Genomic DNA, 26,173 nt, shown 5'->3' on the forward strand with positions numbered 1-26,173 from the left:
AGCACATGTGGAATGAGCCGGACCGCGGACCAGGGGGAGATGCGGTGCACACAGGGCTGCACGGCCGGGGGGCGCTGTTCGACACCGATCCGCCCGGACTCGCGTCACGACTGGTCGGCCTGCGTCCGTACCAGCTGCGCGCCACACCGTACGAACATCCCGGGGAACCGCCCTTCGTGATCTTCACGGGCGGCCGGGGACTGGGCAAGACCGCCGTGCTCCTCGCCCTGCGCGAGGCCTACCGCGGGCACACCCCCGTCGCCCTGATCGACGGCGAGGAACGGCAGTTCGCCGCGCCGCCCCCGGACCGTCCGGCCGAGTCCTGGTCACCGGTGGCGCAGGCGCTCACCACGGCCGCGGAACAGCTCGCCGAACCGGTGAAGGGCGCCGGACGCATCGGCTTCCCGCGACTGTCGTCCGGCCTGCTGGCCGTGGCGGCGGGCGGCTGGAGCGACCGCGACGTGCCGCGCATCCGGCAGGAGGCGGAGCGCATCCTGCTGCTGAGCGAGACCGAGTCCTGGCTGTCGGGGTTCGCGGGACGCTGGGTGAGCAAGGTGATCTCCAAGCTCGTCGCGTCCACGAGCGGGACCGGCCCCGTGGTGGAGCCCATCATCGAGGCGACCCTGGAGGCCTTCACGGAAGGCGTCTCCCCGGCCCACCGCCGGCTGCGCAGGGCCGCCGGCTGGTACCGGGACTACCCGAACGCGGGCGGCAGCCCCAAGCTCGCGCTGATCCTGCTCTCCCGGCACTTCCGGGCGGGCGGCGACTCCCGCAGACACGCCGAACGCCATCTCGTACGCGCCCTGCTGGCCGATCTCGACGACGCCTACGCGGGCGTCGTCCAGCGCTCGCACCGGCGGGGACGCCCGGTCCTGCTGATCGACAACGTCCAGGAGCCCGCGGGCCTCGGACTCCTCGAGCCGGTCCTGCGCGACCGCGCCGACGGCGTCAAGGACCAGGCCGTCTTCTTCGCCACGCTCCGGGGCGACTCGCATCCGGCGCTGCGCAACGCGGGCCGCCGCACCCTGCCCGAGACGGCCCGGGCCACCGGATGGCGGCCCGGCACCTCACCGTCCTCGCGCGCCCTGCTCGTCCCGCTGCCGCCGCTGACCCCCGACGACACCCTGCACATCATGGACACCGCGTCCGGCGGCCTCGGTGCCGGACCCTCGGCCCCGACCGCCGTACCGCCCCAACTCCCGCACGCCACCCATCGGCTGACGGGAGGCAGCCCGCTCGGCATCACCCTGCTGGCCGCCTCGGTCCGGCAGAACCTGCCCGAAGGCGCCGACTCGCTCGGCACGTTGCTGACCGCCCACATCGCCCCGCACGAGGACCACGCCGGCCGCCCCGCCTATCAGGAGCTCCTCGGCCGGCTCGTCCCCGGCGGCCGCCTCGACGAACTGACCGTGCTGGCCGCGGCCCACGACCGTGACTCGGCGTGCTCGCTCGCCCAGTCGCGGCTTCCGGAGGACTTCGGCACGTCCGGCGTCCTCGACCTGGAGGAACGGCTCGCGTCGGAGGGCTGGGCGACGGCGGCCGGACAGTTCGTCGGCGACCCCTTCCTGCGCGCGCTCCTGCTGCTCAGGCTGCACCACGACGACGCGGACCACGAAGGATGGCGAGCCGTGCACCGCACCCTCGTCGACCACTACCAGGACCTGGGCGCGACGGCCCCGGCGGACAGCGACCGCTATCGACTGCACCACGAACTCGCCCTCGGGAAAGCGGACTTCGCGGTGGCGCATCTGCGCGACACCTTCCCCCTCTCCGACACCCGCGGCTGGCTGTCCGCACTGCTCTTCATCGCCTCCGCTCCCTACTACCACGCCCATGATCCGGACGGCCGCGACTTCGAGGGCCACGACCACCGCGCCTCCGTCGCCCTCGGCCGCACGGACGCCGCGCACCGGCCGCCGGAGGGCGTGGACCCTGTACTGCACCTGCGGGTACGGCGGTTGCTGCACGCGGTGTGGCAGCTCACCGACCCCTTGGTGCTGCCCGACCCGAGGGTGGCCGAGCGGCTGCGCTTCGAGCTGGAGCAGCTCTCGAACCTGCGGCCCGCGGGCAACGCCCTGCTGTGGCGGGCCTCTCGGGACTGGCCCGCCGACGCCCTGGCCGGCCGGCCGCTGCGCGTCCCGGACGACGAGGACGGAGGACGGTGATGGCTCGCTTATGGGTGTGGCTGCGCGAGGACATCTGGGAGATTCGTTTCCGCAGGTACGTCGCGCTGACCCTCGCCGCCGCCCTCGTGGGCCTCGGTGTCTGGGGCGGCATGACGGCGGCGAAGGTGGACCGGTCGTGCGCGCCGGGAGTCGTCCAGCCGAAGGACGGTGACGAGTGCGTGGGCGTCTCCTGGACGGCGTACACCTTCGGGCGGTCGCGGTTCACCGAGACCGTGCGGGCGATCGACCGTGAGAACCGCCGTCTGACTCCCGGCAGTTACGTCACCGTCGCCCTGCTCGAACCCTTCACCGCGACCGACGCCGACAACCTCGCCGACGTCCTCCACGAACTCCAGGGCGCCTACCTGGCGCAGTACCAGGCCAACCACGACACGACCGGGCTGAAGCCGAAGATACGGCTCGTGCTCGCCAACCCCGGTGCCACCGGCGCCTCCTGGCGGCACACCGTCGACCAGCTCGACCGGATGACCAAGGGCCCGGACCGGCTGCGCGCGGTCACCGGGGTCGGGGTGAGCACCGAGAACAACAAGAAGGCGGTCGCGGAGCTCACCCGGCGGGGCATACCGGTGATAGGGAGTTCGATCACCGCCGACAGCCTCGCCAACGGGCAGGGCGGCAAGGACCCCTTCCCCGGGCTCGCCCGTGTCTCCCCCACCAACACCGACGAGGCACGTGCCCTCGCCTCCTTCGCCAAGGTGTCGGCGGTCAACGCCTTCCTGGTCTACGACCGGACCGGCGATCCCTACACGCGCACGCTCCAGACGTCGTTCGAGAAGATGCTCAAGGGCGCGCGCTCCGAGGCCCAGCCGTTCACCCCGCCCGCCGACCGCAGCAAGGAGGGAAGCACCGCCAACGTCTTCGCGCAGATCGCCAACATCCTGTGCAACACGCCGAAGACCACGAACACCGTCCTGTTCGCCGGCCGGCACACCCAGTTGCGGCAGTTCATCAACGCGCTGGGCGCCCGGGGCTGCTCCGACCGCCGCTTCACCGTGCTCACCGGCGACGAGGGCTCGTACCTCGCGGGTGACAAGGACCTCGACCCGGCCGCCCTGAAGGACCCGCTGCTGACCGTGCGCTACACGGCCCTCGCCCATCCGGACGCCTGGCCGAAGGACAGCGCGCGGACCGGCGGCAGCGCGGCCGACGCGAAGGTGCTCGGGCGGCTCCTGGCCGACGCCGCGCGGGAGCCGGTCGGCCCCATCGGCCCGGTGGCCCTCGACGACGGCCAGCTGATCATCGCGTACGACGCCATGCGGCTCGCGGTGCGCGGTGTCCGCGGGGCCTCGCCGACCGGGCGGATCCCCGCGCTCGCGGACGTCGGCCTCCAGTGGCCCCAGGTCAAGGGCGCCCAGCTCCGGGTGAACGGGGCGAGCGGGTGGATCTGCCTGGACGTCCACGGGAATCCGTACGACAAGGCCGTGCCGATCGTGGAGCTGACCCACGACAGCCGCGCCCGCTTCGTGAGGATCGCCTGGCCGGACGGCAGGCCACCGGCTGCCCAGTGCCTGCCGCCGTCCTAACCGACGTCTGCGTAGGAGTGCTTGCCGCTGACGAAGATGTTGACGCCGTAGTAGTTGAACAGCCAGCAGCCGAAGGCGACCAGGGCGATGTAGGCGGCCTTGCGGCCCTTCCAGCCGGCCGTGGCCCGCGCGTGCAGGTGGCAGGCGTAGGCGACCCAGGTGATGAACGCCCAGGTCTCCTTGGGGTCCCAGCCCCAGTAGCGGCCCCAGGCGTCGCCCGCCCAGATCGCGCCCGCGATGATCGTGAACGTCCACAGCGGGAAGACGGCGGCGTTCACGCGGTAGGAGAACTTGTCGAGCGAGGCCGAGGCGGGCAGCCGCTCCATGACGGAGGTGGCGAACCGGCCGGGCTTCCCGCCCTTCTCCAGCTTGTTCTCGTAGGAGTCCTTGAAGAGGTACAGCACCGTGCCGACGGCGCCCACGTAGAAGACGGCGCCGCACAGGATCGCGGTCGAGACGTGGATGTACAGCCAGTACGAGTGCAGCGCGGGGACCAGCTGGTCGCTCGCGGTGTACAGGACGGTGACCGCGAGACCGAGGTCGAGCAGGACCGTGGTGATCAGCGGGAGGCCGAGCCAGCGGACGTTCTTCTTCAGCGCGAGCAGGACGAGGAAGACCCCGACGGCGACGGTGGAGAAGGTGATGTTGAACTCGTACATGTTGCCCCAGGGGGCACGCCGCACCGACATGGCGCGGGCGAGCACTCCGGCCGCCTCGACGCCCCAGGCCAGCACGCTCAGGGAGACGGCGATCCGCCCATAGAGGTCGCCCTGCTCGTCCCCGCCGTGAGCGCCGGGCCCGTCGGGCACGTCCCGCGCGCCCGCCGCGGAGCGGGTGACGACCTTCGGCCGTTCCAGCACGGTGGTCCCGCCGGCCTTGCGCACGGTGACCTCGGGGGCCGCGGCCGCCTTCGCGCCGTCCGCGGTGAGCGCGCTCGCGGTGCGGGAGACCTTGCTGCGGCTGCCGAAGAGCCACTCGGCGATGAAGGCGAAGAAGGCCAGGGTGTAGACGGCCATCGCGGAGTAGATCAGCGTGTTGCTGATGTTGGCGAGGTGTTCGTTGGTCGCGGTGGCCAGTTCGGTCACGGCGCCCAAATCATGTGCGGTGGCGAGCGTCACTGCTTCTCGGCCCCTTCAGCGGCGGGTACGGGGGGTTCGGCGTCGGCGTCGGCGTCGGTGGGTGCCGCGTCTTCGTCGGGCTTGGTGGGTGCCTGTTCGTGCACGAGCGCGGCCAGGTCGCCGAGCTCCTCGGGAAGCTTCGCGGACTCGCTGCGGCCGAGCCCGGCCATCTCGACGACGGTGACACCGTCGTCGCCGGTGGTCGCCCGCACCCAGACGCGGCGGCGCTGGATGAACAGCGAACCGGCGAGTCCGAGGATCGCGGCGAACGCCCCGGCCAGCGCCCAGTCACTGCCGGGCTGCTGGGTGACCTGGAAGTTCGCCCACTCCTTGATGTCCTTGTCGAAGGTGATCGAACCGGCGCCGTCCGGCAGCTTCATCGTCTCGCCGGGCAGCAGCCGTGCCTTGAGGATCCCGCCCTTGGCGTCCTTGAACTGCTTCATGTGGGACGTGTCGAGCTGGTACACGTTCTGCGGGAGGCCGGCGTCGACCCCGAGGCTGCCGTGGAAGCCGTTCAGCGCGAGCACGGGATAGTCGAGCGCGGGGAACTGGGAGAACATGGTGCCCTTGCCCGCCCCGGCGAAGGTCGGCACAAAGACGCCGGAGAAGCCGAGCTGTTCGGTCCTGCCCTGGGCGTTCTTGTAGCCGTCCATGACCTTGATCGCTCCGACCGAGGTGACGTTCCCGTCCTGCGGCAGCATGGGCACGGCGTCGTGGAAGACGACGTCGCCCTTGCCGTCCCGGACGGTCACGGTGGGCGCGTAGCCGTGGGCGGTCAGATAGACCTTCGTGTCGCCGATCACGAGCGGCTCGTTGACCTTGACGAGCGCCTCGTGCTCCTTGCCGTAGGCGCCCTCGCTGTAGGTGATCGCCGCCTGGTACGTGCGGGGCGTGCCCTTGTTGGGACCGGTCCGCTCGTAGGTGCCGGTGAAGTTCTTCAGGTCGAAGCTGAACGGTGTCAGGTCGTCGGTGCTGAAGAGGTTGCCTGACTTGAAGTCGTCGTAGGACAGGAGCGTGTTGGAGAAGCCGTCGCCCTCGACGATCAGCTTGTCGCCCTCGGACTTGAAGAGCTGGCCCCAGGCGAAGGCGACGAGCATCACGATCAGCGCGATGTGGAAGAGCAGGTTGCCGGTCTCGCGGAGGTAGCCCTTCTCGGCGGCGACGGCGTCCTTGTCGACGTGCGCCCGGAACCGCTTCTGCCTGAGCACCTTCAGCGCGATCTCGCGGACCTGCTCGGGCTCCGCCGCGGTGCGCCAGGTCGTGTACGCGGGCAGCCGGGTCAGCCGCCGGGGGGCGCCCGGCGGCCGGCCGCGCAGCTGTCCGACGAACTGCCAGGTGCGGGGCACGATGCAGCCGATGAGCGAGACGAACAGCAGGATGTAGATCGCGGAGAACCACACCGAGCTGTACACGTGGAACAGGCCGAGCCGGTCGTAGAGCGGACCGAGCGCGCTGTGCGCGTCCTTGAACTCCTGCACCTTGGCCGCGTCGGTACCGGACTGCGGGATCAGCGATCCGGGGATGGCGCCGAGCGACAGCAGGAAGAGCAGGATCAGCGCGACCCGCATCGACGTGAGCTGGCGCCAGATCCAGCGGACCCAGCCGGTGACCTCACGGCCTGTCCAGGCGATCCGTCCCAGGGCGCCGGGGGTGCGTGCGCCGCCGAAGGAGCCGGGCACCACCGTCTCCACGGGCGCGGTGGACAGCTGCGAGGCGGCCTCGCCGAGCTCGCGGGCGTCCCGCGTCTCCCGGGAGGCCGGCGTGTCCTCGCCGGCCGGGTCCCCGGTGCCGGCCGGGCCGGCGGTCTTGCCGGTGTCAGTGCTGCTCATGGGTCAGATCCCTACCGTGAAGCCGTCGGACCAGGTCTGCATCTGCTGCACGATGCCGTCCCAGGCACCGGTCAGCAGGAGGAGGCCGGTCACGATCATCATTCCGCCGCCGATCCGCATCACCCAGGCGTAGTGACGCTTCACCCAGCCGAACGCGCCGAGCGCCTTGCGGAAGGCGACCGCGGCGAGGACGAAGGGCACTCCCAGTCCGAGGCAGTAGGCGACCGTCAGTATGGCCCCGCGCCCGGCGCTCGCCTGGTCCATGGAGAGCATGTTGACGGAGGTGAGTGTGGGGCCCAGACACGGCGTCCAGCCGATGCCGAAGAGCGCGCCCAGTATCGGCGCGCCCGCGAGCCCGGTCACCGGCCGCTTGTGGAAGCGGAACTCGCGCTGGGTGAGCCAGGGCATCAGCCCCATGAAGAACACACCGAGCGCGATCATCAGCGCGCCGAGGACCTTGCTGAGCGTGCCGTTGTACTCGTGCAGCGTCGAGCCGAAGTACCCGAACAGCGCCCCGCCGGAGACGAACACGGCGGTGAAGCCGAGCACGAACAGACTGGCCCCCGCGACCATCCGTCCCCGTCTGGCCTCGGCGAGGTCCGTGCCGCTGACCCCGGTGACGTACGACAGATAGCCGGGTACGAGCGGCAGGACGCACGGCGAGAAGAAGGAGACGAGCCCGCCGAGCACGGCGATGGGCAGCGCGAGCAGCAGGGCGCCGCTGTAGACCGTGGTGTTCATACCGGTCGAGGCGGCGAGGTTCACGGACGTCTGGAGAAGGGGCACGTCGGTCACTTCTCCGCGAGGACGGGGTCGAGCATCTCGTGCAGCTTGTCCTCGCTGAGCGCCTGGAGCGTGCGGGCCGCGATCTTCCCGTCCCGGTCGATGACGATCGTGGAGGGGATCGTCTGCGGGTTGAGCGTGCCCTTCTTGAAGCGGAGCATCAGCTTGCCCGTCGGGTCGTACAGGCTGGGGTACGGGACGTCCTGCTGCTTCTCGAAGGCTCTGGCCCGGGAGGTGCTGGGGTCACGGGTGTTGATGCCGACGAACTGCACGCCCTGGTCGGCGGTCTCCTCGGCGACCTTGACGAGGTTCGGCGTCTCGGCGCGGCACGGCGGGCACCAGGAGCCCCACACGTTGAGGACGACGACCTTGCCCTTGTAGTCCGCGACATCGAGCTGCTTGCCGTCGGTGGTCTCGCCCGAGAGGTCCGGGGCGGTGTCCCTGGACCCCTTGGCGACGGTGGAGATTCCGTCCTTGCCGGAGACGAAGCCGCTGTTGCCCGCGCCGCCCGAGGTGCCGCCGGAGGTGCACGCGGACAGCACGAGCGCGGCGACGACGGCCCCCGCGGTGTACAGGACGACGCGGGGGCGGTTCGGGCGCTGGTCTGCGCGGCAGGCGGCACTCATGTGAAAAGTTTCGCATGCCCGATTCGGGGATCTTCCGCACCCCCCTTGCGGGTGGAAACCCGCATTTCAGGCGGCCTGTCCCCGAAGGTAGCGGTGCCAGCCTCCGGCGGGCTCCTCGGCCACGTCCATGGCCTGGAGCTTCGCCAGCACCTCGGGCCGCTGGACGTCCAGCCAGTCCACGAACTGCCGGAAGGAGACCATGCGCACGTCGGAGCCCTTCTGCTTCTCCCGGGCGATGTGGGTGAAGACGTGCTCGACGGCGTCCATGTAGATGCCGCCGTTCCACTCCTCGAAGTGGTTGCCGATGAAGAAGGGCGCCCGGTTCGTCTCGAATGCCCGCTTGAATCCCGCCACGTACGACGCGGAGGCCTGCGTGCGCCAGCCCGGGTAGTTGTACGAGGGCGCCCGGGTGGTGGCGATCGACTGGTTGGCGAGGATGTTGTAGTCCATCGAGAGGACCTCGAAGCGGTGCCCGGGGAAGGGCATCGCCTGGAGGGGCAGGTCCCACAGGCCGCCCTTCCTCTGCGGCCAGCGCTGGACACCGCCGGGCGAGGAGGCGTCGTAGCGCCAGCCGAGCTCCTTGACGGCGGGCAGCAGGCTGTTCTGGCCGAGCAGGCACGGGGTGCGGGCGCCGATGAGCTCCTTCTCGTAGTCGAAGGGCAGCGGGGGCAGGTCGGTCCAGCCCGTGTTGGTGCGCCACTCGGTGACGAAGGACTTGGCCTGCTCGATCTCGCTGGCCCACTGCCGGGACGTCCAGTTGCCGACCGAGCCGGAGCCGCCGCAGAAGTGGCCGTTGAAGTGGGTGCCGATCTCGTGGCCGTCGAGCCAGGCCTGACGGACCAGCTTCAGGGTGGAGCGGACGTGGTCGTCGCTCAGATAACCGATGTCCGAGGCGCCGCGGGGGTTGTTCGGCGGGTCGTAGAGGCGCTTCTTCGACTCGGGCAGGAGATACAGCCCGGAGAGGAAGAACGTCATGTGCGCGTCGTTCTCCCTGGCGAGCTGGAGGAAGCGGTCGAAGAGACCGGTGCCGACCTCTCCGGCTCCGTCCCAGGAGAAGACCACGAACTGCGGCGGGGTCTCGCCGGGTTCGAGCGGCACGGGAGCCAGCGGCTGGCGCGGCTGCTTGCCGGTGTAGGCGGTGGACCCGTCGCCGATGAGACGTACGGCCGGCTTCTTCGGGGTGCCCGGACGGCCGGTGCCGCCGGTGGGAGAGGGGTCAGGATGCCGCTCGGCTTCCTTGCCCGAGGTGGTGCCGCACGCGGCGAGTCCGAGCGCGGTCGCCGCACCCGCACCGAGGCCGATCATTCCCCTTCGGCTGACGTCGCGCATACGGTCCTCTTTTCATCGCACCCTCTCAGCTGACTCTCAGCTTGTATCCCATGAGAGGGCGCGATGAAGTCGCGGGTTCCCTTTAACGCGCGCAGATTTATGTGATTTTACGAAGATACGCCCATTTGGCCCGGCTCTTCGCTTTCGACCGTCAGGCCCCGAATGCCTTGTCCTTGCCCTTCACCGGCTTGGCGCCCGCCAGGAGATGAGCCGGCACCAGATCGCGCGCGGGCTCCGTATAGCCCACGGACACGATCTTGTCGCCGCGGTAGGTGAACGTCGTCAACGAGGCCAGGGTGCACTGCCGCTTGCGCGGGTCGTGCCACAGCCGCCGCTTCTCCGCGTAGCTGCGGACGATCCAGATCGGCAGCTGATGACTCACCAGCACCGCCTCGTGGCCGCGCGCGGCGTCCTTGGCGGCATCCAGCGCACCCATCATGCGGACGACCTGGTCCACGTACGGCTCGCCCCAGGACGGCCTGAAGGGGTTGACGAGGTGCTTCCAGTTCTCCGGCCGCCGCAGCGCGCCGTCCCCGACCCCGAAGGTCTTGCCCTGGAAGACGTTGTCGGCCTCGATGAGCCGCCCGTCCGTCGCCAGGTCGAGCCCGTGGGCCTTCGCGATCGGCGTGGCCGTCTCCTGCGCCCGCTCCAGCGGCGAGGCCACGACATGCGTGACATCGCGCGAGCTGAGGTGCTCGGCCACCCGGTCGGCCATCTGCCGCCCGAGCTCGGACAGGTGGTACCCGGGCAGCCGCCCGTAGAGCACCCCGTCCGGGTTGGCGACCTCGCCGTGCCGCATCAGGTGGACGACGGTGATGTCCCCCGCGCCGTTCTTGTCGCTGGTCCCGCTCATGCCGTGGCCTCCGCCGCTGCCCGCGCCGCCGCCGGAAGGGCGTCGGCGATCCTCTGAACCGCCTGGTCGTCATGGGCCGTCGACACGAACCACGACTCGAACGAGGACGGCGGCAGGTAGACACCCTGCGCCAGCATCGAGTGGAAGAACGCGGTGTAGCGGAAGGACTCCTGCGCCTTCGCGTCCTCGTAGTCGCGCACCTCGCGTCCCGTGAAGAAGACGGAGAACATGTTGGAGGCGCTCTGCAGACGGTGGGTCACACCCTCCTTGGTGAGCGCCTCGGTCACCAGCGCCCGGATCCGCCCCGACACCGCGTCGATCCTGTCGTACGCGGCCTGGTCGAGCAGCCGCAGCTGCGCGAGCCCGGCGGCGGTGGCGACGGGATTGCCCGAGAGCGTGCCCGCCTGGTACACCGGCCCGGCCGGCGCGAGGTGCCCCATCACGTCCGCGCGGCCACCGAACGCGGCGGCCGGGAAGCCGCCGCCCATCACCTTGCCGAAGGTCATCAGGTCCGGACGCACACCGTCGATCCCGTACCAGCCGGCCCTGCTGGTGCGGAAGCCGGTCATGACCTCGTCCGAGATGTACAGCGCGCCGTTCTTCGCGCAGGCGTCCTTGAGGCCCTGGTTGAAACCGGGCGCCGGCGGCACCACACCCATGTTGCCGGGCGATGCCTCCGTGATCACACAGGCGATCTCGCCGGGGTGCGCGTGGAACGCGGCCTGCACGGCTTCGAGATCGTTGTAGGGCAGGACGATCGTGTCGGCGGCCTGGGCACCGGTGACGCCGGGCGTGTCGGGCAGCGCGAAGGTCGCCACCCCGCTGCCCGCCGCGGCGAGCAGCGAGTCGACATGGCCGTGGTAGCAGCCGGCGAACTTGATCACCTTCGTGCGCCGGGTGAACCCTCGGGCCAGCCGGATGGCCGACATGGTCGCCTCGGTGCCGCTGGAGACGAGCCGGACCTGCTCGACGGGCTCGACGCGGGCGACGATCTCCTCGGCGAGGGCGACCTCCCCCTCACCGGGCGTACCGAAGGACGTACCGCGCGCGACGGCCTCCTGAGCGGCGGCGACGACCTCGGGGCGGGAGTGCCCGAGAATCATCGGACCCCAGGAACAGACCAGGTCGACGTATTCACGGCCATCGGCGTCGGTCAGGTACGGACCGGTACCGGACACCATGAACCGGGGCGTACCACCCACGGCACGGAAGGCGCGCACCGGAGAATTCACGCCACCTGGTGTGACGGCCGCCGCACGGTCGAACAGCGACTGCGAGGCTGGGGCTTCGTAGGGATAAGGCAGTTCGGTCATGACCTGCGACGTCTCCGACTCCGGGGGGCTAGTGACCTCCTCAGGGTAGGCCAGGGGGTCCGGTGGGCCGCGAGGGGAAGACCGGGGCGCCCTGAACGGACGGCCCCGGCCCGACGTACGGCTCTCCACAGAGGAATGATCCCGGCCATCGCCGGGCCGGTGTGACGGAGCCCGGTATGACAACCGGGTCGCTTCGCCCGGCCATCTGCGAAACTGGGACCAGAACGGACAGCTCACATGAACGACGGTGTTCAGGGGCCGCGAAGATCCCGCGGACAGGTGTTTCGGCGTACGTTTCGGCGTGCGACCGTGGGGGAGGTCACTGTCACGATGATCGGGTTGCGTGGCGGGGGTCGCGCGACTTAGAAAAGCAGTCGGGTGGAGATATGCATCGCGGTGGACTGGGCGAGGGGACCGACGACCTCAACCCTCGGCGTGCCCGGCGGGGGAAGCACCGGCGTGAGGCGGAGGAAGCGGCCGGCAGAGCGGGACAGGCACAGGGATCGCAGGGTGACCCCGACGAGCGGATCGATCGCGCGGTCGAACGACTGCGGGCGGAGAGCGGGAATGGTGGCCGAGTGGGGGTGACGTACAAATACTTCGGCGCGCCCGACGGCGCGACGGCCGCCAGGGTCCCGATCTCGATGCGTCCCGAAGAACTCGGCGGCGACGAACTCGGCATGAACGGCATGTTCACCAAGATCAAGCCGGAGACGATGGCCGCGATGGTCCTCACCGGCATAGAAGGCGTCCCCCTGAACAAGGTTCCGCCTCTGGAGCTCGTCGTCCTGCACCCCGACTACGCCGTGGTCAAGCTCCCGATGACCGTCGTCGACCCGCTGCGCGGCCTGGGCGAGGAGGCCGTGGGCGCGGCCGCCTTCATCTGGTCCACCGTCCCGGACCGGGGCGGCCCACGGGACGCCTTCAACGTCTACCAGCTCCTGCACGAGTGGCAGGACTTCTCGCACCGCCTGCACGAGGCGGGGCATCAGCCGTACTGCCTGGTGTGGCCCTGATCCGGGCTTCCTGAGCAGCGGGCGGGGTTTCCGGACCCCGCCTTTTCTCATGCCCCGGGACGGTCGCGAACGATCACCGGCCCGGGGCGTACCACCGGAAGACCCCCGCTACAGCCCGCCCGCGACCCGCAGGACCGCACCCGTCGTGTACGAGGCGTCGTCCGACAGGAGCCAGGACACCGCACCGGAGATCTCCTCCGGCCGGCCCGCGCGGCCCATGGGAATGACGTCGGCCATCCAGGCCGGGCGCTGCGGGTCCTCGTGGAAGTCGGTCCAGACCACCCCCGGAGCGACACCGTTCACGCGGATGCCGTCCGCCGCCACCTCCTTGGACAGGCCGACGGTCAGGGCGTCGACGGCCGCCTTCGTCGCCGCGTAGTGGACGTACTGCCCCGGACTGCCGAGGGTCGCCGCCGACGACGAGATGTTGACGATCGCACCCCCGCCGGACGCGGTCATCTCCCGTACGGCGCGGCGCGCGCACAGCAGATAGCCGAGGACGTTGACCTCGAGGGCGCCCCGCATGCCCTCGGGGTCGGCGTCGGCCAGTGGTCCGTTGGGTCCGCTGACGCCCGCGTTGTTCACCAGCCCGGTGACCTGGCCGAGTCCGGCCGCCGCGTCGAAGAGCCCGTCGACCGCGGCGGCGTCGGAGGTGTCCACGGCCACCGTCAGACAGCGCCGGCCCGCGTCCACGACGGCGTCCGCCACCTTCTCGGCCGCCACGCGGTCGGACCGGTAGCCGATGACGACGTCATGGCCCTCCAGGGCCAGCCGCCGGCAGACGGCGGCGCCGATCCCGCGGCTGCCGCCGGTCACCACCGTGATCCTCCGCCCGTTCCCCACGATCGCCTCTCCTCGCGACACGAACCATCGGTGTGACGGCAGAGGGGACCACTCCCGCTCTCCCGCGCCCGCGGCGACATCATCGACCGCCGCCAGGACATGACTCTCCCAGGAATCTTCCACGGCTCGCTCAGGACAAGAGCCTTCAGGGCGACGGGAACTGACGGTGAGCACCTCGCACGGCTCATTCGGCGAAGCAGACGTGTCGCCGCCGATCGGGTCATCCGAAGAACACCTCTCAGGACGGCTCCCTCCGGGCGAGCGCGACGAATCGGCAGGTCAGAGAAGCGGACCGCCCTCGGGCGATCGCCGGGACGGCCGCAGGACGGGTCCCCGGCCATGGGCCGGGCGAGCTTCCCGGGTGGTGCGCTCGCCTCATCGGACTGACGGTGGATCACGTCGCACCGGGTTTTTGCCTGCTGACAAGAGGTCAGCTGCCTGGTTCTGACGGAAGGACTCCCACAATGCGATCTGCCCGCATGCTCCTGGCCGCTGCGACGGCCACCGCCGCTCTCGCGATCGCCGCCCCCGGCGCGTACGCCGTCACGGCCGGCGACTGGGACCACAGCGACTCCTCTTCCTCCTCGTCTTCCTCTTCCTCCTCGTCCTCGTCCCCCTCCAGCAAGGAGAAGGAGGACTCCGGCTACGGCAAGGAGAAGGAAGACTCCGGGTACGGCAAGGAGAAGGAGGACTCCGGCTACGGCAAGGAGAAGGAAGATTCCGGGTACGGCAAGGAGAAGGAGGACTCGGGGTACGGCAAGGAGAAGGAGGACTCCGGCTACGGCACCGAGCACGAGAGCGACCACGGCAAGCCCACCTGGCACCACCAGAAGCCGGAAGGCGGCGTGCACACCGGCGGCGGTGCGCTGACGTCCGTCACGACGGACGACTCCGTCAAGGTCGACAAGAAGTACGACCCGGAGACCTACAAGGACAAGGACTCCTCGAGCTCCGACCACAGCAGCGGCTCCTGGGACTCCGGGACGGACAAGGGCTCGTGGGGCTCCGGGACGGACAAGGGCTCGTGGGACTCGGGCAGCAAGGAGTCCGGGGGCAAGCCGCACGGCGGCGTGCACACGGGCGGCGGCGGTCTCGCCACGACCTCCGGTGTCACGGCCGGCGGAGTCGGCGTCCTGGGCCTCGCGGCCGTAGGCGTGTACATGCTGCGCCGTAGGAACGCCGCGGGCGGTGTGGCCTGACCATGTCTGACGACATAGCGGTCCGGGCCGCCACCCGCTCACCCCGTGGCGGCCCGGCCGGTCTCCCCTCCGGCTTCTGACGACCTTGCCGGTCCTGCCGGTCCTGCCCCTGCTTCCGGATCTACCGCTGACTCAGCCGGCCTTGCCGTTCTTGCCGGCTCTTCTGCCGTTGCCGGTCCTGCCGGTCCTGCCGGACCTTCCCGGTCCTGCTTCTGCTGCTGATTCTGTTGCCCGTCCCGCTGTTCCCGCCGTTCCCGCCGCTCCCGCCCAGTCCGCTCCGCTGCCCCGACCCGATGAGGTGGTGCCCGATGGCAGCCCGGTTGTCCTCTCCCGCCGAGACCCCGCACCCGTCACCCGAGCGGACCTTCAGACGTCGTGTCACATGGGTCGTGTGGTGCGCCGGTTTCGCGGTCCTGGTGGCCACGAACGTGCTCCACCGCCAGGACCAGTCGTCCGGTCCCGCCTCCCCTGCCGTGGCGGCCCCCGCGCACTCGCACACGCCCACGCCCGTATCGTCGGCCTCGCCCTCGGCCTCGGCCTCGACCTCCCCCTCGAACGACCGCCCGGCGGCGAAGCACCTCCCGCGGGCCGAGCCGACCCGGCTGCACATCCCGAAGATCTCGGTGGACGCGCCCTTCACCGACCTCGCCATCGACGCCACGGGCAAGCTCGAGGCCCCGCCCGCGAACGACACGAATCTGGTCGGCTGGTACGCCAAGGGCGTCTCCCCCGGTGAGGTGGGGACGGCGGTCATCGCCGGGCACGTCGACACGAAGACCTCCGCCGCCGTGTTCGCCGGTCTCGAAAACCTGGAGAAGGGCGACAAGTTCAGCGTCGAGCGGTCCGACGGCCGGACGGCGTCGTTCGTCGTCGACAGCGCCGAGACCTTCGCGAAGGACGCCTTCCCCGACGACAGGGTGTACGCCGACACTCCCGACGCCGAGGTCCGCCTCATCACCTGCGCCGGCACCTACGACCGCACCGTCAAGGACTACACCGACAACCTGGTGGTCTTCGCCCATCTCGTCTGAGCGGGCGACGGACACCTGCCACCCGGCGCTCTCGTGATGCGCGGTCAACAGGTCTTAACGCAAGCTTGACGCGTGAGGCCCATGGACGCTTGGGCCCGTGGATCACTCTCTGCATACGCTGATGGGCGCCGTCTCCTCGATGGCCGGAACCGTTCGAAGAGACGTAGGTCAGGAGAGCCACCGATGGCCAGCACCGAGCCCGCCCCGCCGAGTCGCTTGCGGGCGTGGATGCTGGAGGGCCTCTCCGACATGGGCAAGGGCCGCCAGCTGCCGCGGCCGGCCGCCGAACCCGCGCCCGCGCACAAGGGGCAGCGCTGGTGGCGCGTCATGTGCCTGACCGGCGTCGACTACTTCTCCACCCTCGGCTACCAGCCCGGCATCGCCGCCCTCGCGGCCGGACTGCTGTCCCCCATCGCGACCATCGTGCTCGTCATCGTCACTCTGGCGGGAGCGCTGCCCGTCTACCGCCGGGTCGCGGAGGAGAGCCCGCACGGCGAGGGCTCCATCGCGATGCTGGAACGCCTGCTCTCCTTCTGGAAGGGCAAGCTGTTCGTCCTCACCCTGCTCGGCTTCGCCGCCACCGACTTCCTGATCACCATCACCCTCTCGGCGGCCGACGCCTCCACCCACCTGGTGGAGAACCCCCATCTGAACAGCGCCCTGCACGACAAGCAGATGGTGATCACCCTGTTCCTGGTGGCCCTGCTGGGCGCGGTCTTCCTCAAGGGCTTCCTGGAGGCGATCGGCGTCGCGGTGGTCCTGGTGGCCATCTACCTCGGGCTCAACGTCGTGGTCGCGGCGGCCGGAGTCTGGCAGGTGCTCACCCACGAGTACGTCGTCACCGACTGGACCACCGCCCTGACCGCCGAACACGGGAACGTCTTCGCGATGATCGGGGTGTCCCTGCTGGTCTTCCCCAAGCTCGCGCTCGGCCTGTCCGGCTTCGAGACCGGTGTGGCGGTCATGCCGCATGTGGAGGGCGACCCCGGCGACACCGAACAGAAGCCGGCCGGCCGTATCCGCGGCGCGAAGAAACTGCTCACGACGTCCGCCGTGATCATGAGCGTCTTCCTGATCGTGACCAGCTTCATCACCACCGTGCTGATCCCGGAGAAGGAGTTCGAGCCGGGCGGCCAGGCCAACGGCCGCGCCCTCGCCTACCTGGCGCACGAGTACCTCGGCAACGCCTTCGGCACGGTCTACGACGTCTCCACGATCTGCATCCTGTGGTTCGCCGGCGCCTCCGCCATGGCCGGGCTGCTCAACCTCATGCCGCGCTATCTCCCGCGCTACGGCATGGCCCCGCACTGGGCGCGCGCCGTCCGCCCCATGGTGATCGTCTTCACCCTGATCGCGTTCCTGGTCACCTGGATCTTCGACGCCGACGTCGACGCGCAGGGCGGCGCGTACGCCACCGGTGTCCTCGTCCTGATCAGCTCCGCCGCCATCGCCGTCACCATCGCCGCCCGCAAGGCCCGCCAGAAACACTGGACCAACGCCTTCGCCGTCATCTCGGCGGTCTTCCTCTACACGACCGTCGTGAACGTCATCGAACGCCCCGACGGTGTGAAGATCGGCGCCTGCTTCATCGCCGGCATCATGCTCGTCTCCTTCCTCTCCCGGCTCGCCCGTGCGTTCGAACTGCGCGTGACCAGCATGACCATGGACGACATGGCCGAGCGGTTCGTACGGGACATCGCGAGCCGGCGGATCCGTTTCATCGCCAACGAGCCCGACAAGCGCGACATCACCGAGTACCGCGAGAAGATCGAGCAGATCCGCGCCGACCACGACCTCCCGCCCCAGGAGGACTTCGTCTTCCTGGAGGTCACCGTCGGCGACCCCTCGGAGTTCGAGTCCGTCATGAACGTACGCGGCGAAGTGCTGCACGGCCGCTACCGCGTCATCACCCTGGAATCCGCCTCCATCCCCAACGCCCTCGCCGCCCTGCTGCTCTACGTCCGCGACACCACGGGCGGCACCCCGCACATCTACTTCGAGTGGACCGAGGGCAACCCGTTCACCAACTTCCTGCGCTTCTTCCTCTTCGGCCAGGGCGAGGTCGCCCCCGTCACCAGGGAAGTCCTGCGCGAGGCCGAACCCGACCGCGCGCGCCGGCCACGGGTGCACGTCGGCTGACCCGCCCGGGCCCGGTCAGGCCCGGTGAAGTCCGGAGCAGCCACGTCCGACACACCGCGAAGACCCGACACACCGCGAAGAGGTGAGAGGCCGGTATGAAGGCCCGTCGCGGACCCGCTCACCAGGTCGCACGCCGCCGACGGCTTGGCAGACTGGTCGGGTGCCCCAGAACGTACTGCTCGCCGAGGACGACCGCGCCATCCGCCATGCCCTGGAAAGGGCACTGACACTGGAGGGCTACACGGTGACAGCCGTGGCCGACGGCGTGGAAGCGCTGGCCCAGGCCCACCGCACCCCGCCGGACGTCCTCGTCCTCGACGTCATGATGCCCGGCATCGACGGCCTCCAGGTGTGCCGCGTGCTGCGCGCCGAGGGCGACCGCACCCCCATCCTGATGCTCACCGCGCTCGTCGAGACCGCCGACCGCATCGCCGGCCTCGACGCCGGAGCCGACGACTACGTCGTCAAGCCGTTCGACGTCGAGGAGGTCTTCGCCCGGCTGCGCGCCCTGCTGCGCCGCACCGGCAACGGCACCCTCGACGACGACGCGCCCACCCCCGCGCCCCGGACGTCCGGTGCGCAGATCTCCGCGGCCGGGCTGCGCATGGACATCCAGGCCCGCCGCGTCTGGCGCGGCCGGCGCGAGCTGGAACTGACCCGCACCGAGTTCGAGCTCCTCGAACTGCTCGTCCGCAACGCGGGCATCGTCCTCGACCACTCCACCATCTACGACCGGATCTGGGGCTACGACTTCGGCCCCGGCTCCAAGAACCTCGCCGTGTACGTGGGCTATCTGCGGCGCAAGCTCGACGAGCCGGGCGCCCCGGCGCTGATCCACACCGTGCGGGGCGTGGGATACGTCCTGAGGGAGGACTGAGTGCGCCGACGGCTGCGGCAGGTGTCCTCGCTGCGGGCCACCTTCACCGTGTCCTTCGCGGCCGTCGCCGCCGCCGTCACGGTCCTGGTCGGCTTCCTGAGCTACGACGCCGCCGCGCGGCTGGTGCGGGTCGACCAGCAGACCGTCTTCGCCGAGGTGGTGCAGGACCTGCGCGATCAGGTCCGTGAACATCCCTTGCACCCGGGCGACTTCGCCTCCTCGGACCCGGGCCACGGGCCCCTCGACGACATCATCCGGCCCAGCCGCACCGACGTGCAGGTGCTCGGGCCCGGCGGCGTGATCGTCGACCACGGCGTTCCGCCCCTGCCCGTGGGCGGCCAGGACCGGGCGGTCGCCGGCGCCGCCGAGGCGGGCGGGCTGATGGAGCACAAGGACGTCGACGTCACCGGCGACCGCTACCGGCTGGCGACCGTCTCGCTCGGCGGCGGACGGGGTGCGGTGCAGGTCGCCCAGCAGTTCAGCGACACCGAGGATCTGCTCCGGGAGCTCCAGCAGCGCACGGTGCTGCTCGTCGGGGCCGTCGTGATCGCCGCGGGGCTGTTCGGCTGGTGGCTGGCCCGGCGCATCACCCGGCGCCTGGTGCGGCTCGCCGGGGCCGCGGAGAACGTGGCGCGCACCGGACGTCTCGGCATCCAGGTGCCGGTCACCGGGTACGACGAGGTGGCCCGGCTCGGCCGCTCCTTCGACCGCATGCTCGGCCGTCTCGCCCAGTCCGAGGAGGACCAGCGCCGCCTGGTCCAGGACGCGGGACACGAACTCCGTACGCCGCTGACCTCCCTGCGTACGAACATCTCGATGCTCCGCCGGATCGACGAACTGCCGCCCGACGCCCGTGAGGAACTCGTCGCCGACCTCGCGCTGGAGTCCCGGGAACTGACCGACCTGGTCAACGAACTGGTCGCCCTCGCGGCCGGCCGGTCGGACACCGAGCCCGTACGGCGGCTCGACCTCGCCGAACTCGCCGAGGACGTCGCGGTCGTCGCGCGCCGCCGCACCGGCCGGGACATCACCGTCCGGGCCACCGGCGACACCGCGGTCGACGGCCGCCCGACCGCCCTCCAGCGCGCGGTATCCAACCTCGTGGAGAACGCCACCAAGTTCGACCGGGGCGGAACGGCTCCGATCGAGGTCGTGGTGACAGGCCCGGCCCGACAGCCGGGCATGCCCCCCACCGACACCCCCGCACCCCTTACGAGCCCCACGAGTTCAGCCACCTCAGCCGCCTCAACCGCCTCCACGGGCGATCACGCACCGGTCCGCGTCGAGGTGCTCGACCGCGGTCCCGGCATCGGCGACGACGACCTCGTGCGCGTCTTCGACCGCTTCTACCGGGCCGCCGACGCCCGCAGCCTCCCCGGCTCGGGCCTGGGCCTGTCGATCGTCCGCGAGATCTCCGCAGCCCACGGAGGCACCCCGTTCGCCCACCCCCGAGAGGGCGGCGGCACGGTGATCGGCTTCACGGTGGAAGGCGCACCGGCACTCGACTGACACGCGCGGTTCGGGCGGTGGGTGGGTCGGGGCCGTGCCGGTGCATCAGCCCGTCGCCGTTGGACGGAGATGTGACCGTCGGTAGCGACGGGCATCGATGTACCGGCACGTCCCCTCCCGCCGGATCCCGGCTGCGGGTGCGGGATCCAGACGGCTCCGGCAGGATTCAGCCCCTCCGGCGATTGAGGAGCGGGGTCCGGGGCGGAGCCCCGGGTACGGGACGGGTAGGGGCGGAGGGGGCGAAAAACCCGCTACACCCGCAGCGCCGCGAGCTGCTCCGCGAACGGCACCACGTGGAAACCGTCCGCCCGGCCAGACGCGGGCTGAGCGGGAACAGCCGCTTCGGCCCCGGCCGGAGCCGCACCTGAAGAGGACGCCGAGACCGGAGCCGAGACCGACGGGCCGGGCGTCGAAGGGACGGGCGTCGAGGGGACGGTCAGCGCTGTCATCAGGGCAAGAAGCTCACCCGCCGCCCGCTCGATCCGCTCGGCAAGCCCCTCCGCCCCCCAGTCCTCCGAAGCCGCGTACACCCCGGTCGGCACGACCACCGCCCGCAGATACGCGAACAGCGGCCGCAGCGCGTGTTCGAGGACGAGCGAGTGCCGCCCGGTCCCCCCGGTGGCCCCGATCAGCACGGGCTTGCCCGCCAGCGCGTCCTTGTCGAGCACGTCGAAGAAGGACTTGAACAGCCCGCTGTACGAGGCGGAGAACACCGGTGTGACGACGATCAGCCCGTCCGCCGAGGTCACGTCGTCGATCGCGGCGGACAGCGCCCGTCCGGGAAAGCCGTTGGTGAAGTTGTGGGCGATCTCGACGGCGAGGTCGCGCAGTTCGACGACCCGCAGGTCCACCGGACCGGACGCCCGGCCGGCGGTCGCGGCCGCCAGCCGGTCGGCCAGCAGCCGCGTGGACGACGGAACGCTCAGCCCCGCCGAGACGACGACGAGCTTCATACGGCGGTCACCTCTTCCTTGGCGGCGGCCACCCGGGCCGCGTGGGTCGGCGCGTCCGGCACACCGGCCGGCCGGTTCTTGGCGAACTCCTCGCGCAGCACCGGCACGACCTGCTCGCCGAGGAGGTCGAGCTGCTCCAGGACGGTCTTGAGCGGCAGCCCGGCGTGGTCCATCAGGAAGAGCTGGCGCTGGTAGTCACCGGCGTACTCGCGGAAGGCCAGCGTCTTCTCGATGACCTGCTGCGGCGAGCCGACGGTCAGCGGCGTCTGCTCGGTGAAGTCCTCCAGCGACGGCCCGTGCCCGTAGACCGGCGCGTTGTCGAAGTACGGCCGGAACTCCCGTACCGCGTCCTGCGAGTTGGCCCGCATGAACACCTGGCCGCCGAGGCCGACGATCGCCTGCTCGGGCGTTCCGTGCCCGTAGTGCGCGTACCGCTCGCGGTAGAGCTCGACCATCTTCTTGGTGTGGTCGGCGGGCCAGAAGATGTTGTTGTGGAAGAAGCCGTCGCCGTAGTACGCGGCCTGTTCGGCGATCTCGGGCGAGCGGATGGAGCCGTGCCAGACGAACGGCGCGACACCGTCCAGCGGGCGCGGGGTCGACGTGAACGACTGGAGCGGCGTACGGAACTTGCCCTCCCACGTCACCACGTCCTCGCGCCACAGGCGGTGCAGCAGCGCGTAGTTCTCGACGGCGAGGTTGATGCCCTGCCGGATGTCCTGCCCGAACCAGGGATAGACCGGCCCGGTGTTGCCGCGGCCCATCATCAGGTCGACCCGTCCGTCCGCGAGGTGCTGGAGCATCGCGAAGTCCTCGGCGATCTTCACCGGGTCGTTGGTGGTGATCAGCGTCGTGGACGTGGACAGGACGAGCTTCTCGGTGCGTGCCGCGATGTAGCCGAGCATCGTGGTCGGGGACGACGGGACGAACGGCGGGTTGTGGTGCTCGCCGGTCGCGAAGACGTCGAGGCCGACCTCCTCGGCCTTCAGCGCGATGGCGACCATGGCCTTGATGCGCTCGTGCTCGCTCGGCTCCCGGCCCGTGGTCGGGTCCGGTGTCACATCACCGACGCTGAAGATCCCGAACTGCATGGTCACTCACCCTCCACCTTGTTGATTGTTCAACTATACCCTCGAACCACCACCTCACCTCAGGTATTCCGGCCCTGACGGAAGCCGCCACAGAGCCCCACGGCGGGCCGCACCGCACAGCCCACCCCGAAGGACTACGACACCCGCCACACCACGACCGCCGCCACACCACGACCGCCGGCACACCACAACCACCGACACACCCGCCCGATATCCCACTTGACCGCGCCGCACCCCATGCCCGACATTTATCTGCGTGACACAGATACTGCATGACGCTCAGAAAAAGACGGAGCACCCACCCGCCCCCATCCGCTGGGCGATCCTCGGCGTCGTCCTCGCCGCCGACGTCCTGGACCTCCTCGACGGCACCATCACCAACATCGCCGCCCCGACCATCGCCCGCGACCTAGGCGGCGGCACCACACTCATCCAGTGGCTCGGCACGTCCTACGCCCTCGCGCTCGGCGTCCTGCTCGTGCTCGGCGGGCGGCTCGGCGACAAGTACGGCCGCCGCCGGCTCTTCCTGACCGGCCTCGCGGGCTTCACCGCGGCCTCGGTCGCCTGCGGCCTCGCGCCCACGCCGGGAACCCTCGTCGCCGCCCGTCTCCTCCAGGGCGCGTTCGGCGCGCTCGTCATCCCCCAGGGCTTCGGCATCCTCGGGGCGACCTGGCCCCGGGACCAGATCGGCAAGGCCTACAGCCTGTTCGGACCCGTGATGGGCCTGTCCGCCGTCGGCGGCCCGGTCCTCGCCGGACTCATCGTCGACGCCGACCTCGCCGGTCTCGGCTGGCGCCCGATGTTCCTCATCAACCTCGCCCTCGGCGGCGCCGCGCTCCTCGCCGCCGCCCGCCTGCTCCCCCGCGACACCGGCGACCGCTCGACCACCGTCGACATCCCCGGCTCCGCCCTCCTCGCCGCCACCATGCTCGCCCTGCTCACCGGCCTCATCGAGGGCTCGGCCCACGGCTGGGACGCACTCCCCGCCCTGCTCCTGCTCGCCGGACTCGCCCTCTTCGCCGGGTTCTGCCACCGCCAGCGCACCGCGCCCAGCCCCCTGATCAAGCCCTCCCTCCTCCACAACCGCGGCTTCACCTCGGGGCTGCTCCTCGGCGTCGTCTTCTTCGCCGCGGTCGCCGGCCTCCTCTACGTCGTCTCCCTCTTCCTCCAGCAGGGCCTCGGCCGCTCCCCCGCGGCCGCCGCGCTCGCCCTGACCCCCCTGTCCGCGGGCATCGTCATCGCCTCGATCGCCTGCTACCAGCTGATCGGCCGCCTGGGCCGCCGCCTCGTCCTCATCGGCTTCCTCGTCACCCTCGCCGGGACGGCCCACCTCCTCGCCCTGGTCACCGTCTCCGGCACGGACACCGGCGGCTGGGCCCTGGTCCCCCCGCTGCTCGTCATCGGCCTCGGCATGGGCGCCTGCTTCGGCTCGCTGTACGACGTCACCATCGGCGACATCGCACCCGCGGAGGCCGGCAGCGCGGGCGGCTCGCTCGGCGCGGTCCAGCAGCTCGCCAACGCGATCGGAGCCGCCGCCGTCACCAGCGTCTACTTCGGGACCGACGGCGGCGGGATCCACGCCACCACCATGAGCCTCACCGTCGTGGCCGCGATCACCCTCCTGTGCTGCCCCCTAGTAGCCCTGCTCCCGCTCAAGGCACCGGAGCAGCACCACTAGGACCTGTCCGGCCGATCACGGCGGAGACGCGCGGCGGCCGGACAGGCACCCCACCTCGGCGCCACCTGATCCGAACGACAGACCCTGGCCACCGGGCCGCCGACTAAGGCACGAGGACCAGCCGGCCCCGCAGTCCGCCCTCCGCGAGCCGCGCGTGCGCCTTGACGGCCTCGTCGAGGGCGTACGTCCCGGCGACCCGGGTCGTCAGCGCCCCCTCGTCGACGAGCGCCACCAGCTCCGCGAGCCGGGCCCCGTCGGCGGCGACCTCCACGGCACCCGTCCGCACCCCGCGCACGGACGCCGGGTGGGCCCCCGGGATGACGCCCATGAAGGCGCCGCCGTCCCACACCCAGTCCAGGGCGTCCGCGCCCAGGATCGCCGCGTCCAGCACGGCGTCCACGCTCCGCGGAGCCACCCCGTCCGAGACGAACCGGTCCGCCCCCAGGGACCGTACGAGCTCCTCGTCGCCCTCGCGGGCCAGCGCGGTCACGCTCACCCCGAGCCGGGCGGCGAGCTGCACGGCATACCCGCCGACCGCTCCCGCCGCCCCCGTGACCAGCAGACTCGCGCCCGGCTCCAGGCCCAGCCAGTCCAGGGCCTGGGCCGCGGTCAGCGCGTTGAGCGGCAGGCTCGCCGCGTGCGCCGCGTCGACCGAGCGGGGCGCCGCGGCCACCGCGTCGGCGTCGACGACCACGAGATCGGCGTGCGTGCCGAGAGGCTTGGCGATCCCGTACGCCAGCGCCACCACCTCGTCACCCACGTTCCATCCCGAGGCGACCCCGACCGCCTCCACCACACCCGCCACGTCCCAGCCGAGCCCCAGCCGCTTCCCGGCACCCCCGAAGACACCGGCGCGCACCCCGGCGTCCACGGGGTTGACCCCGGCGGCCGCCACCTTGATCCGCACCTGCCGGGCCCCCGGCTCCGGCAGGGCGACCTCGACGATCTCGACGGCCTCCGGACCGCCGAACGACGTCACAACCGCTGCACGCATCCCAGCTCACCCCATCTGTAGGTCATCCACGGGTCTCTTTCCCGCTGCAACAACCCTAGGAAGAGCTACTATCCATTGGTAAGTAGGCACCTGAAGGTGCGTACGTCACCCGGAGGTGAGTCATGGCGACCACGACGGCGGCCCAGCGGCGCCACCAGGCCCGCGTCGAGTACGACGCGTTCCTCAAGAGCTGCCCCACCAACCAGCTCCTGGACCGCATCAGCGACAAGTGGGTCAGCCTGATCGTGAGCGCGCTCGCCCAAGCGGGCGGACCGATGCGCTACAGCGACCTCGGCCGCAAGATCGCCGGGGTGAGCCCCAAGATGCTGACGCAGACCCTGCGTTCCCTGGAGCGCGACGGCATCGTCTCCCGCACGGTCACCCCGGCGGTGCCGGTCCGCGTCGACTACGAGCTCACACCGCTGGGCACGAATCTGAGCTGCCTGCTCACCGCCGTCAAGGACTGGGCGGAGCACCACATCGAGGAGGTCGTCGAGGCCCGCGAGCGTTACGACGCCTCGGACGAGGCGTCCTGAAGGTCCCCGGACCGCAGCCGCGCGACCTGTTCGGCACTGAGGTCGACCGTGCGCCGCATGTGCCCGATGATCAGGGCCACCTCGTCGTCGTCGAGCCCGTCGAACAGGCCGTACCACCCGGCGCCCAGCCGATCCCACATCCGCCCGAACTCGGCGATCTTCTCCGGCACGGTCGCGACCAGCACCCGCCGCCGGTCGACCACATCGCGCTCCCGCACGACATAACCGGCCTTCTCCAGCCGGTCCACCAGCCGCGTGGCCGACCCGGTCGTGAGCCCCGTCATCTCGGCGATCCGCCCGGTGGTCACGGGCCCGTCCTCCAGGCTGAGCAGGTTCACGCACTGCACGTCCGTCGGATGCAGCCCCACGTGGTCGGCGAGAGCCTGGTTGAACAGGGCGTACGAGGCCATGTACCGCCGCGACACGACCGCCAGCTCCCCCAGCAGCCGCCCTCGCCGTTCCCCAGCCGTGGCCATACGGCCCCCTTCCACCAGCCCAGCCGAAATCGTACGCCGCACCGCTTCCGCCCCCTGCCCACAAGCCTTCCTCCGCCCCTACCCGACCCACCCCTGGGGCTCCGCCCCAGACCCCGCTCCTCAAACGCCGGAGGGGCTGGATCCTGTACCCGCAGCCGGGATCCGGCGCGAGGGGCCGTGCCGGTACATCGATGCCCGTCGCCACCGACGCCCACCCCTCACCCAACGGCGACGGGCTGATGCACCGGCACGGCCCCGACCCACCCACCGAACC

22 protein-coding genes are annotated in these 26,173 nt (G+C 70.9%); 10 read left to right on the forward strand and 12 right to left on the reverse strand.

The window, feature by feature from the left end:
• The first annotated feature begins 5 nt into the window (after positions 1–5).
• Together ACFYW9_RS06960 and ACFYW9_RS06965 are read left to right on the forward strand one after the other, a co-directional pair.
• Entirely contained in the window at positions 6–2,165 is a 2,160-nt protein-coding gene (locus ACFYW9_RS06960) for a hypothetical protein (RefSeq protein WP_389145699.1), read from the forward strand.
• The gene (locus ACFYW9_RS06965) at positions 2,165–3,709 is read left to right on the forward strand and encodes an ABC transporter substrate-binding protein (RefSeq protein WP_389145702.1); all 1,545 of its coding nucleotides are present in this window, start codon (positions 2,165–2,167) and stop codon (positions 3,707–3,709) included. Before ACFYW9_RS06960 ends, ACFYW9_RS06965 begins: the two co-directional genes overlap by 1 nt.
• Here ACFYW9_RS06965 and ccsB read toward each other — a convergent pair.
• From ccsB to hemL, 7 genes are all read right to left on the reverse strand, one after another.
• A complete protein-coding gene (gene ccsB, locus ACFYW9_RS06970) occupies positions 3,706–4,827 on the reverse strand; it encodes a c-type cytochrome biogenesis protein CcsB (protein ID WP_389145705.1) in 1,122 nt (373 codons plus the stop codon). The genes ACFYW9_RS06965 and ccsB overlap by 4 nt on opposite strands.
• Positions 4,824–6,656 (reverse strand): cytochrome c biogenesis protein ResB, encoded by a 1,833-nt coding sequence (locus ACFYW9_RS06975; protein ID WP_389145708.1) that lies wholly within the window; start codon positions 6,654–6,656, stop codon positions 4,824–4,826. The genes ccsB and ACFYW9_RS06975 overlap by 4 nt, the downstream gene beginning before the upstream one ends.
• 3 nt (positions 6,657–6,659) lie before the next feature.
• Positions 6,660–7,397, reverse strand: coding sequence for a cytochrome c biogenesis CcdA family protein (locus tag ACFYW9_RS06980; RefSeq protein ID WP_389145807.1), 738 nt, complete (start codon positions 7,395–7,397; stop codon positions 6,660–6,662).
• A 50-nt stretch (positions 7,398–7,447) separates the two neighbouring features.
• Complete coding sequence (locus ACFYW9_RS06985; protein ID WP_389145711.1) at positions 7,448–8,065, reverse strand: TlpA family protein disulfide reductase; 618 nt, start codon at positions 8,063–8,065, stop codon at positions 7,448–7,450.
• Between the two features lie 66 nt (positions 8,066–8,131).
• Complete coding sequence (locus tag ACFYW9_RS06990; protein WP_351863033.1) at positions 8,132–9,394, reverse strand: hypothetical protein; 1,263 nt, start codon at positions 9,392–9,394, stop codon at positions 8,132–8,134.
• A gap of 151 nt (positions 9,395–9,545) precedes the next feature.
• The gene (locus tag ACFYW9_RS06995) at positions 9,546–10,247 is read right to left on the reverse strand and encodes a histidine phosphatase family protein (protein WP_389145714.1); all 702 of its coding nucleotides are present in this window, start codon (positions 10,245–10,247) and stop codon (positions 9,546–9,548) included.
• On the reverse strand, positions 10,244–11,560 hold the full coding sequence (gene hemL / locus ACFYW9_RS07000) for a glutamate-1-semialdehyde 2,1-aminomutase (protein ID WP_351863032.1): 1,317 nt from the start codon (positions 11,558–11,560) through the stop codon (positions 10,244–10,246). Before hemL ends, ACFYW9_RS06995 begins: the two co-directional genes overlap by 4 nt.
• A 578-nt stretch (positions 11,561–12,138) precedes the next feature.
• On the opposite strand from hemL, the gene ACFYW9_RS07005 reads away from it, so the two are divergent.
• Complete coding sequence (locus ACFYW9_RS07005; RefSeq protein ID WP_326790851.1) at positions 12,139–12,576, forward strand: hypothetical protein; 438 nt, start codon at positions 12,139–12,141, stop codon at positions 12,574–12,576.
• A 108-nt stretch (positions 12,577–12,684) separates the two neighbouring features.
• Here ACFYW9_RS07005 and ACFYW9_RS07010 read toward each other — a convergent pair whose 3' ends face one another.
• Positions 12,685–13,419, reverse strand: a complete 735-nt coding sequence (locus tag ACFYW9_RS07010) for an SDR family NAD(P)-dependent oxidoreductase (protein ID WP_389145719.1) — start codon at positions 13,417–13,419, stop codon at positions 12,685–12,687.
• Positions 13,420–13,883: 464 nt separating this feature from the next.
• Here ACFYW9_RS07010 and ACFYW9_RS07015 point away from each other — a divergent pair, with 464 nt between their 5' ends.
• From ACFYW9_RS07015 to ACFYW9_RS07035, 5 genes are all read left to right on the forward strand, one after another.
• A complete protein-coding gene (locus tag ACFYW9_RS07015; protein WP_389145722.1) occupies positions 13,884–14,618 on the forward strand; it encodes a hypothetical protein in 735 nt (244 codons plus the stop codon).
• 308 nt (positions 14,619–14,926) lie between these two features.
• Positions 14,927–15,649 carry a class F sortase gene (locus ACFYW9_RS07020; RefSeq protein ID WP_351863030.1) on the forward strand — a complete coding sequence of 241 codons (723 nt, stop codon included), beginning with the start codon at positions 14,927–14,929 and terminating at the stop codon, positions 15,647–15,649.
• A 183-nt stretch (positions 15,650–15,832) separates the two neighbouring features.
• Complete coding sequence (locus ACFYW9_RS07025) at positions 15,833–17,788, forward strand: amino acid transporter (protein ID WP_351863029.1); 1,956 nt, start codon at positions 15,833–15,835, stop codon at positions 17,786–17,788.
• Between the two features lie 160 nt (positions 17,789–17,948).
• Positions 17,949–18,665 carry a response regulator transcription factor gene (locus tag ACFYW9_RS07030; protein ID WP_389145727.1) on the forward strand — a complete coding sequence of 239 codons (717 nt, stop codon included), beginning with the start codon at positions 17,949–17,951 and terminating at the stop codon, positions 18,663–18,665.
• On the forward strand, positions 18,666–20,174 hold the full coding sequence (locus ACFYW9_RS07035) for an ATP-binding protein (RefSeq protein WP_389145730.1): 1,509 nt from the start codon (positions 18,666–18,668) through the stop codon (positions 20,172–20,174).
• 251 nt (positions 20,175–20,425) lie between these two features.
• On the opposite strand, the gene ACFYW9_RS07040 is transcribed toward ACFYW9_RS07035, so the two are convergent.
• Positions 20,426–21,127, reverse strand: a complete 702-nt coding sequence (locus ACFYW9_RS07040) for an FMN reductase (protein ID WP_389145733.1) — start codon at positions 21,125–21,127, stop codon at positions 20,426–20,428.
• Positions 21,124–22,215 carry an LLM class flavin-dependent oxidoreductase gene (locus ACFYW9_RS07045; RefSeq protein ID WP_351863257.1) on the reverse strand — a complete coding sequence of 364 codons (1,092 nt, stop codon included), beginning with the start codon at positions 22,213–22,215 and terminating at the stop codon, positions 21,124–21,126. The genes ACFYW9_RS07040 and ACFYW9_RS07045 overlap by 4 nt, the downstream gene beginning before the upstream one ends.
• Before the next feature lie 256 nt (positions 22,216–22,471).
• On the opposite strand from ACFYW9_RS07045, the gene ACFYW9_RS07050 reads away from it, so the two are divergent.
• A complete protein-coding gene (locus tag ACFYW9_RS07050) occupies positions 22,472–23,893 on the forward strand; it encodes an MFS transporter (protein WP_389145736.1) in 1,422 nt (473 codons plus the stop codon).
• A 103-nt stretch (positions 23,894–23,996) separates the two neighbouring features.
• Here the strand turns inward: ACFYW9_RS07050 and ACFYW9_RS07055 are convergent, their stop codons facing one another.
• Positions 23,997–24,887 (reverse strand): NADP-dependent oxidoreductase, encoded by an 891-nt coding sequence (locus ACFYW9_RS07055; RefSeq protein WP_389145739.1) that lies wholly within the window; start codon positions 24,885–24,887, stop codon positions 23,997–23,999.
• A gap of 122 nt (positions 24,888–25,009) precedes the next feature.
• On the opposite strand from ACFYW9_RS07055, the gene ACFYW9_RS07060 reads away from it, so the two are divergent.
• Positions 25,010–25,423, forward strand: coding sequence for a winged helix-turn-helix transcriptional regulator (locus ACFYW9_RS07060; protein ID WP_389145742.1), 414 nt, complete (start codon positions 25,010–25,012; stop codon positions 25,421–25,423).
• Here the strand turns inward: ACFYW9_RS07060 and ACFYW9_RS07065 are convergent.
• Positions 25,396–25,899 (reverse strand): MarR family winged helix-turn-helix transcriptional regulator, encoded by a 504-nt coding sequence (locus tag ACFYW9_RS07065; RefSeq protein ID WP_389145745.1) that lies wholly within the window; start codon positions 25,897–25,899, stop codon positions 25,396–25,398. The two genes, ACFYW9_RS07060 and ACFYW9_RS07065, sit on opposite strands and share 28 nt — an antisense overlap.
• Positions 25,900–26,173 lie beyond the last annotated feature (274 nt).

Source organism: Streptomyces sp. NPDC002698, from assembly GCF_042888945.1.
GTDB lineage: Bacteria > Actinomycetota > Actinomycetes > Streptomycetales > Streptomycetaceae > Streptomyces.

Excerpts from the sequence above, each read along its gene's own strand:
- ACFYW9_RS06985 (WP_389145711.1), bottom strand. The coding sequence starts at position 8,065 with ATGAGTGCCGCCTGCCGCGCAGACCAGCGCCCGAACCGCCCCCGCGTC.
- ACFYW9_RS06995 (WP_389145714.1), bottom strand. The coding sequence starts at position 10,247 with ATGAGCGGGACCAGCGACAAGAACGGCGCGGGGGACATCACCGTCGTC.
- ACFYW9_RS06960 (WP_389145699.1), top strand. The coding sequence starts at position 6 with ATGTGGAATGAGCCGGACCGCGGACCAGGGGGAGATGCGGTGCACACA.
- ACFYW9_RS06965 (WP_389145702.1), top strand. The coding sequence starts at position 2,165 with ATGGCTCGCTTATGGGTGTGGCTGCGCGAGGACATCTGGGAGATTCGT.
- ACFYW9_RS07015 (WP_389145722.1), top strand. The coding sequence starts at position 13,884 with ATGCGATCTGCCCGCATGCTCCTGGCCGCTGCGACGGCCACCGCCGCT.
- ACFYW9_RS07020 (WP_351863030.1), top strand. The coding sequence starts at position 14,927 with ATGGCAGCCCGGTTGTCCTCTCCCGCCGAGACCCCGCACCCGTCACCC.
- hemL (WP_351863032.1), bottom strand. The coding sequence starts at position 11,560 with ATGACCGAACTGCCTTATCCCTACGAAGCCCCAGCCTCGCAGTCGCTG.
- ACFYW9_RS07060 (WP_389145742.1), top strand. The coding sequence starts at position 25,010 with ATGGCGACCACGACGGCGGCCCAGCGGCGCCACCAGGCCCGCGTCGAG.
- ACFYW9_RS06980 (WP_389145807.1), bottom strand. The coding sequence starts at position 7,397 with ATGAACACCACGGTCTACAGCGGCGCCCTGCTGCTCGCGCTGCCCATC.
- ACFYW9_RS06975 (WP_389145708.1), bottom strand. The coding sequence starts at position 6,656 with ATGAGCAGCACTGACACCGGCAAGACCGCCGGCCCGGCCGGCACCGGG.
- ACFYW9_RS07045 (WP_351863257.1), bottom strand. The coding sequence starts at position 22,215 with ATGCAGTTCGGGATCTTCAGCGTCGGTGATGTGACACCGGACCCGACC.
- ACFYW9_RS07025 (WP_351863029.1), top strand. The coding sequence starts at position 15,833 with ATGGCCAGCACCGAGCCCGCCCCGCCGAGTCGCTTGCGGGCGTGGATG.
- ACFYW9_RS07040 (WP_389145733.1), bottom strand. The coding sequence starts at position 21,127 with ATGAAGCTCGTCGTCGTCTCGGCGGGGCTGAGCGTTCCGTCGTCCACG.
- ACFYW9_RS07055 (WP_389145739.1), bottom strand. The coding sequence starts at position 24,887 with ATGCGTGCAGCGGTTGTGACGTCGTTCGGCGGTCCGGAGGCCGTCGAG.
- ACFYW9_RS07065 (WP_389145745.1), bottom strand. The coding sequence starts at position 25,899 with ATGGCCACGGCTGGGGAACGGCGAGGGCGGCTGCTGGGGGAGCTGGCG.
- ACFYW9_RS06990 (WP_351863033.1), bottom strand. The coding sequence starts at position 9,394 with ATGCGCGACGTCAGCCGAAGGGGAATGATCGGCCTCGGTGCGGGTGCG.